We start from the raw sequence: 6,843 nt of genomic DNA, 5'->3' as shown, positions 1-6,843 counted from the left end.
GGTCAGGTCTGCTCGGCGACTTCCCGCGTTCTCGTGCACGAGGCGATCTACGAGCGCCTGCTCGCCCGCCTCGTCGAGGAGACGAACAAGATCACGATCGGCAACGGTCTCGATGACGGCGTCCTGCTGGGCCCGCTGGTGTCGAAGCGTCAGTACGAACAGGTTCTCGCAGCGATCGAGGGCGCACGCAAAGCCGGGGCGACGGTTGCCTGCGGCGGGACACGTCCGGAAGGATTCGACAAGGGTTACTACCTTCGACCGGCAGTGCTGATTGATGTTCCTCTCGACAGCGACGCATGGGTTGAGGAAATTTTCGGGCCGGTCGTCTGCGTCAGGCCCTTCAGGACGGAGGAGGAGGCAATCGAGCTTGCCAATGACAGTCGCTTCGGGCTTGCTGCGGCGGTGATGTCCAAGGATGATGTTCGTGCCGAGCGGGTCGCCGCCGCCTTCCGCGCCGGCATCGTCTGGATCAATTGCTCGCAGCCAACCTTCACCGAAGCGCCTTGGGGTGGATACAAGGAATCCGGCATAGGCCGCGAACTCGGTCGCTGGGGGCTCGAAAACTACCTCGAAACGAAGCAGATCACCAAATACATCACCGACAAGCCCTGGGGCTGGTACATCAAGTGAGCGACATGCGTTTCGAAAGATCTCTCGAACTGCTTCTTGTCCACTGCCAGGGCGAACTTGGCCACGTCCTCGTGAGCGGAGCTCCGAACATTCCCGGCGCCACGATGCTCGACAAGATGAACCACATCAACACCGTCGATGACAGCCTGCGCCGCTTCGTTACCTGCGAGCCGCGGGCAAACGTCGCCATGTCAGTGAACCTGCTGGTTCCGCCGGCGCGTGCGGATGCTAATGCCGGCTTCATCGTGCTACAGGCGGACCGGGCGCACCCGATGTCGGGAAGCAATTGCATCTGCGTCGTGACCGCGCTTCTCGAAAGCGGGCGTGTTCCCATGCAGGAGCCGGAAACGACGGTTCGACTGGATACGCCCGCCGGACTGATCGTCGCCCGCGCACGCTGCGAGAACGGGCGCTGCCTTGCCGTCAGTCTCGACAATGTGCCGAGCTTTGCCGAGCTTCTCGACCACGAAATCGATACCCCGTTCTGGGGTCGCATCAAGGTCGATGTGGCGTTCGGCGGCGTCTATTACGCGCTGGTGGATGTCGGGCAAATCGGACTTCGCATCGACCCGGCAAACGCACGCGCTCTTGCTGAAGCCGGTATCGAGCTCAAACGCCTTCTGGCGGACAAGATCGAGGTTAGGCATCCCACGTTGCCCGGCGTCGATGAGATTGCCTATGTCATGTTCCGGGACCTGGAGCCGGACGGAGCGATCCGAACGTGCACGACGTTGCAACCGGGGCGGGTCGATCGTTCTCCTTGCGGGACCGGCAGTTCGGCCAACCTTGCGGCACTCTTTGCCCGAGGCCTTGTGAAAGTGGGTGACAAGCGCACGTCTCGCTCCATCATCGGGGGAGAATTCCAGGCTGAGGCGATCGGCGAAACTGATGTCGCGGGAAGACGGGCCGTTTTGCCGAGGATAACCGGCCGTGGTTATATCTATGGCCACACCGAGTTGCGGCTGTCGGATGACGACCCGTTTGCGCAGGGATTTGCGCTTTCCGATACTTGGGGGTCGCAGGTCGGCCTTCTGAAGTGAGGTGAACAGATGAGCCAATCGCTCGATGGACAGTCTATCCTTGTCACCGGCGCATCAGGCGGCATTGGCGCCGCGATCGTTGAACGCCTGGCATCTGAAGGTGCCAGACCCATCATCCACTACGGCCGTGATCGCGATGGAGCGGAAGCATTGCTGTCGCGCATTGGCGGACACGGCTTCATCGTGCAGGCCGATCTTTCTGCTCCCGAAGGCGCCTTTCAGCTTTGGCAAAAAACCGTTGATGCCGCCGGACGGATGCACGGTGTTGTCAACAATGCCGGAATCCGCACCGAGATTTCCATAGAAGCGTCTCCGGACGATTGGAAAGCCGCCTGGCAGAAGGAATTCCAGATCAATTTCTTCGCCGCGGCCGATCTTTGCAAGGAAGCGATCCGCCATTTCAAGACGCATGGTGGCGGCCGGATCGTCAACATGGCAAGCCGCGCCAGCCAGCGCGGTTATGCGGCGGATGCGATGCCCTATGGCGCGAGCAAGGCAGCACTCGTGAACCTGACGAAATCCATCGCCCGCAGCTTTGGCGCAGATGGGGTAACGGCCGTTGCGATCGCGCCCGGCTGGGTCCGCACGGACATGGTGCAAGAGTTCATCGCCACGCACGGCAAGGCCGCGGCTGTCGCCGATATCCCCATAGGAGAAATGGCCAGCCCGGAAGAGGTGGCGGAACTCGTCGCATTCGTGCTGCGCCCGTCGCAAGCATCCCTGAACGGGGCGACGCTCGACGTCAACGGCGGAAGCTACATTCGATAGAACAGAGGAAGATTGTCATGAAGCGATTTGAAAACAAGGTTGCCATCGTCACGGGAGCCGGCGGCGGCATAGGGTCGGCAATCGCGCGCCGGCTGGCTTCCGAAGGCGCATTTGTCGTCGTTACCGATGTGATTGCGGAAGCAGCAGTGCAGGTTGTCAGCGACATCAAGGCGGGGGGTGGAGCGGCTGCGGCAATTTCGGCGGATATTTCGAAGAAGGAAGCCTGCTTCCGCTTGATCGAGGACGCTTTCGGTCTCAAGAGCCGTATCGATGTTCTCGTCAACAATGCCGGCATCAACCGGCGCGGAAATCTTTTGTCTCTTTCCGACGAGGACTGGGACATCAGCTTCACCGTCAACCTCGACGCGATGTTCCATCTCTGCCGGGCCACCATTCCCCACATGATCGCCGCTGGCGGCGGCGCCATCGTCAATACGGCTTCGCAGTGGGGCCTCTATCCGGCGCCGAACCACATCGCCTACAACACCACGAAGGCTGCCGTCGCCGCCTTCACCCAGAACCTCGCCCGCGACTATGCTCCCGACAAGATCCGCATCAATGCGGTGTGCCCCGGTGAGATCCACACGCCCATGCTGGAAGCAGGCGTCACACGATCTGGACGAACAATCGCCGATCTCGACAAGCTCGTGCCCTTCGGCCGCGTCGGTAAACCCGAGGAAGTCGCAGCGCTCGTCGCTTTCCTTGCGTCGGATGAGGCGGCTTTCATGTGCGGATCGCTTGTCGAGATTACGGGCGCACAGGCTGTTGCGTAGCGGCGGCTCGCGGCGCTGTCCCACGGACTTTTAGCAGGCTCGGAATTTGGTCGCATACTACGAGTGGGGGCATTACCTCCGGAACGCGTTCATTTCGGAATGCACCAATAGGAAACTTTTCACTGTCTGCACCGACACTATTTTCGCGTTTTATACCGGAACGCGTCCACGAAGGCCGAGAAGGCTGGCGATGGATTTCGGCGGCTAGGATAATAGAGGTGATAACCTTGAAAAGTCGGACACCAATCCAAGAGTAAGCGCTTTAGCTTTCCTTGTTGGACGAGATGCAGGATGAGGTCCGTCGGCACGTAAGCGAGACCGATACCGTCCACCGCGGCATCAACCGCCGAGGCGATGTTGCTCAGGGTAAGTTGGCCGTCCACACGAACGCTGAACTCGCGGTCGTCGCGTTCGAATTCCCAGGCGTAGAGACCGCCAGAGGTTGGAAGCCGAAGGTTGATGCAATTATGGTCTGGTAGCTCTTGCGGGATCGACGGCGGTGATCGGCGCTCCAGATATTCGGGGGAGGCGACAACAGAATACGATACGTCAGGTCCAACGCGGACTGCCACCATGTCGCGTGCGACGGCCTCGCCTAGTCGCACGCCAGCGTCGAACTGCCTTTCGACGATATTGGTAAACCCGTTGTCGACGATGATCTCCACCCCGATTTCCGGAAAATCCTTCAGGAAGGTCGGAAGCCTACGGCGGAACACCAGGTCCACGGCGTCGTCCGGGCAGACGACACGGACATGACCGGAAGGCTTGTCGCGCAACGCGCTGATCGCGTTGATGCCCGCGGCAATGCTCTCGAAGTGCGGCTGGATGCTTTCCATGAGACGTTCCCCGGCGACGGTCGGCGCGACGTCTCTGGTCGTGCGGGCAAGCAGTCGTATCCCTATCCGCGCCTCCAGTGCGCTGACCGTATGGCTCAGCGCCGATCGCGTGACGCCAAGCTTCGCCGCGGCTCGGGTGAAGCTGCGCTCGCGCGCCACTTCGAGAAACGCCCTCATCTCTGTGAACTCGTCACGTTTCATTGTTGAATCTCTCTCACATCATCATGCTGATTGTAGCTCCTAGTCTGCCGAAACCAAAGCGACTATTTGGTGGTCAAGAGACAGGAGAAACGAGAATGAGCGTTGATGCCTTGAGCGAAGTCCCCGGTGAAGACACCACCACGCCTTGGGCACAGGTGGTTTGCCTCTCCCTGCTCACGTTCCTGTTGGTCGGGCTGGAGTTTCTTCCTGTGAGCCTCCTGACGCCGATCGCACAGGACCTGCAGATCACGAAGGGTCAGGCTGGTTTGGCGATCACAGTGTCAGGCTTTTTCGCTGTCGTGACCAGCCTGTTCGGCAACGGGTTGCTTGCGAGGATAGACCGAAAGTCGGTCGTCCTCATTTATACCGCGATTTTGACTGTCTCCAGCCTGATCGTCGCTGTCGCTCCCAACTTTGCCACCTTCCTCATTGGCCGTGCGCTTGTCGGCCTCGCCATAGGAGGCTTCTGGTCGCTTTCGACTGCCATACTCGCGCGCCTGGCGTCTTCCTCGGAACTGCCCAAGGCGATCGCCCTTCTCCAGGGCGGCACAGCGTTCGCTATCGTCATCGCGCCACCGATCGGAAGCTTTCTCGGTGGGATGATCGGATGGCGCGGCACCTTCCTCGTCACGGTTCCGATCGGTCTCGCCGCGCTGGTTTGGCAGATGCTCGTTCTTCCACGGCTGCCCGCCACCGAGACCGTGTCGACGGGCAAGATGTTCGGACTCCTTCGCAACCGTTCCTTCCTCGTCGGAATGGCCGCGACCTGCCTGGTGTTCATGGGGATGAATGCTCTTTCGATCTACCTGCGTCCGTTTCTCGAAGGCGTGACCGGGGTCGGTCTGAACCCGTTGTCACTGATGCTTCTTGGTGTCGGCTTGGGCGGGCTCGCCGGAACGTCGCTTATCGGCTTCGTCCTACGCAGGCACCTCGCCATGGCGCTTGTCGGCATGCCCGGCGTGGTCGCCTTGATTGCAGTCCTTCTCATCGTCCTCGGAGCCTCTCCTTGGGCCACGGCAGTTCTTCTCGTTCTGTGGGGCTTCTTTTCGACCCCGGTACCCGTCGCATGGAACACCTGGATGGCAAGGCTGGTGCCCGGTGAACTCGAAGCGGCGGGTGGTCTCCAGGTGGCCCTGATCCAGTTGAGCATCGCGGGCGGAGCTTTCGCAGGGGGTATTCTCTTCGATATGGCGGGATGGTGGAGCGCGTTCCTTCTGGCCGCCGTGCTTCTTTTCGGCTCCGCCGCGTTAGGCGCGGTCGCCAGCCGTCGAATCTGATCGTCGCTGCAAACCATGGAGAACATCATGTCTCAGGGAATAGAGAACAAAGTCGTTGTCATAACAGGGGCGAGCAGCGGTCTTGGGGAAGCGACGGCACGTCATCTCGCAGAACGAGGTGCTATCGTCATGCTAGGTGCCCCAAGGCGCGAGCGCATCGACGCGCTTGCCGCTGAGCTCACGTCCAAAGGCTGCCGGGCGGTCGCTGTCGAGACAGACGTCACCGACAGGAAACAGGTCCAGAACCTGGTCGACACCGCGGTTCGTCAGTTCGGCCACGTCGATGTCATGCTGAACAATGCCGGCCTGATGCCGCTTGCCCCCTTGGAACGTCTCAAGGTCGACGAATGGGATCGAATGATCGACGTCAACATCAAGGGTGTGCTCTACGGCATTGCGGCCGCGCTGCCGTACATGAAGGAAAGGAAGATCGCCGTCGGAGCCGACACGTTTGCCCGGACGGTTGCCTTCGCGGTGAACGAACCGGACGACGTCGACATTAACGAAATACTCTTCCGGCCGACGGCTCAACCAGTGTGACAAGGGTCGATACCATGACGATACCGATGACCCGGCGCAGGATGATGGGCGGAGTTTTGGCGGCCGTGGCGCTCCCGGTCGCGGTACTCGGAAAGCAAGGCCGCGATCCGGCAAGCCAGGAGTCAACCGATGTCAGGATCAGGATCACGTTCAACTCCCTTTCGATCACCGCCACGCTTTACGACAATCCGTCAGTACGCGATTTAAATTCGATGCTCCCTCTGGATTTGACGATCGAGGACTTCGGCAGGAACGAGAAGATTGGTCATCTCCCGCGCAAGCTGACGGAGGACGGAAGCGGACCGTTCGGAAACGAGCAGCCAGGCGACCTATGCTATTTTAAATTGTGGGGCAACCTCGCCCTTTTCTACGCGGATTACAAATGGGACGGCCTCATCAGGCTCGGCCGTTTCGATAACAGCTTCGACGCGCTTCTCGTGCGCGGCGAGTACCCGGTCCGTATCGAACGGATATGACCGACCTTCCCTCCCAAGCAATCCGAGGACCAAAACCGTGAACAGTTCCAAATTGGCCTGCCCCCTGAAAAGTGATCCTTTTTGAAGTATGGCTTATGAGCCAAAGAAGGACATTGAAATGGCAGCGAAAAGACACAAGGCAGAAGAGATCGTCACGAAGCTTCGTCAGGTTGACGTGCTGAATGCGCAGGGCAAATCGATGGCGGAGGCGATCCGGTCGATAGGCGTAACGGAAGTTACATATTACCGCTGGCGCGCAGAATACGGTGGCCTGAAGGGCGATCAGGTGAAGCGTCTGAAGG

Annotated in this window: 9 protein-coding genes; 8 read left to right on the top strand and 1 reads right to left on the bottom strand. The window is 60.0% G+C overall.

Features of this window, described 5'->3' with window-relative positions; genetic code table 11:
• From AC1D17_RS27120 to AC1D17_RS27105, 4 genes are all read left to right on the top strand, one after another.
• Positions 1–630: aldehyde dehydrogenase family protein (locus AC1D17_RS27120; RefSeq protein ID WP_477568351.1), on the top strand; the 630-nt coding region annotated here is incomplete at its 5' end.
• Between the two features lie 5 nt (positions 631–635).
• Positions 636–1,670: a proline racemase family protein gene (locus AC1D17_RS27115; RefSeq protein ID WP_477568350.1), complete on the top strand. Its 1,035-nt coding sequence runs from the start codon at positions 636–638 to the stop codon at positions 1,668–1,670.
• Positions 1,671–1,679: 9 nt separating this feature from the next.
• Positions 1,680–2,438: an SDR family NAD(P)-dependent oxidoreductase gene (locus tag AC1D17_RS27110; RefSeq protein ID WP_477568349.1), complete on the top strand. Its 759-nt coding sequence runs from the start codon at positions 1,680–1,682 to the stop codon at positions 2,436–2,438.
• Between the two features lie 17 nt (positions 2,439–2,455).
• Positions 2,456–3,211, top strand: a complete 756-nt coding sequence (locus AC1D17_RS27105; RefSeq protein ID WP_477568348.1) for an SDR family NAD(P)-dependent oxidoreductase — start codon at positions 2,456–2,458, stop codon at positions 3,209–3,211.
• A 137-nt stretch (positions 3,212–3,348) separates the two neighbouring features.
• Here the strand turns inward: AC1D17_RS27105 and AC1D17_RS27100 are convergent, their stop codons facing one another.
• Positions 3,349–4,248, bottom strand: coding sequence for a LysR family transcriptional regulator (locus AC1D17_RS27100; RefSeq protein WP_477568347.1), 900 nt, complete (start codon positions 4,246–4,248; stop codon positions 3,349–3,351).
• Positions 4,249–4,343: 95 nt separating this feature from the next.
• Between AC1D17_RS27100 and AC1D17_RS27095 the strand changes: the two genes are divergently transcribed.
• The 4 genes from AC1D17_RS27095 to AC1D17_RS27080 form a co-directional block, all read left to right on the top strand.
• Positions 4,344–5,525 carry an MFS transporter gene (locus tag AC1D17_RS27095; RefSeq protein WP_477568346.1) on the top strand — a complete coding sequence of 394 codons (1,182 nt, stop codon included), beginning with the start codon at positions 4,344–4,346 and terminating at the stop codon, positions 5,523–5,525.
• 27 nt (positions 5,526–5,552) lie between these two features.
• On the top strand, positions 5,553–6,065 hold the full coding sequence (locus tag AC1D17_RS27090) for an SDR family oxidoreductase (protein WP_477568345.1): 513 nt from the start codon (positions 5,553–5,555) through the stop codon (positions 6,063–6,065).
• Positions 6,066–6,079: 14 nt separating this feature from the next.
• The gene (locus AC1D17_RS27085; protein ID WP_477568344.1) at positions 6,080–6,541 is read left to right on the top strand and encodes a cyclophilin-like fold protein; all 462 of its coding nucleotides are present in this window, start codon (positions 6,080–6,082) and stop codon (positions 6,539–6,541) included.
• Between the two features lie 118 nt (positions 6,542–6,659).
• Positions 6,660–6,843: transposase (locus AC1D17_RS27080; RefSeq protein ID WP_477568343.1), on the top strand; the 184-nt coding region annotated here is incomplete at its 3' end.

The organism is Pararhizobium sp. P1_E7 (assembly GCF_056405855.1).
This window is presented reverse-complemented; position numbering and strand designations above follow the sequence as displayed.

Excerpts from the sequence above, each read along its gene's own strand:
- AC1D17_RS27115 (WP_477568350.1), top strand. The coding sequence starts at position 636 with ATGCGTTTCGAAAGATCTCTCGAACTGCTTCTTGTCCACTGCCAGGGC.
- AC1D17_RS27110 (WP_477568349.1), top strand. The coding sequence starts at position 1,680 with ATGAGCCAATCGCTCGATGGACAGTCTATCCTTGTCACCGGCGCATCA.
- AC1D17_RS27105 (WP_477568348.1), top strand. The coding sequence starts at position 2,456 with ATGAAGCGATTTGAAAACAAGGTTGCCATCGTCACGGGAGCCGGCGGC.
- AC1D17_RS27100 (WP_477568347.1), bottom strand. The coding sequence starts at position 4,248 with ATGAAACGTGACGAGTTCACAGAGATGAGGGCGTTTCTCGAAGTGGCG.
- AC1D17_RS27095 (WP_477568346.1), top strand. The coding sequence starts at position 4,344 with ATGAGCGTTGATGCCTTGAGCGAAGTCCCCGGTGAAGACACCACCACG.
- AC1D17_RS27090 (WP_477568345.1), top strand. The coding sequence starts at position 5,553 with ATGTCTCAGGGAATAGAGAACAAAGTCGTTGTCATAACAGGGGCGAGC.
- AC1D17_RS27085 (WP_477568344.1), top strand. The coding sequence starts at position 6,080 with ATGACGATACCGATGACCCGGCGCAGGATGATGGGCGGAGTTTTGGCG.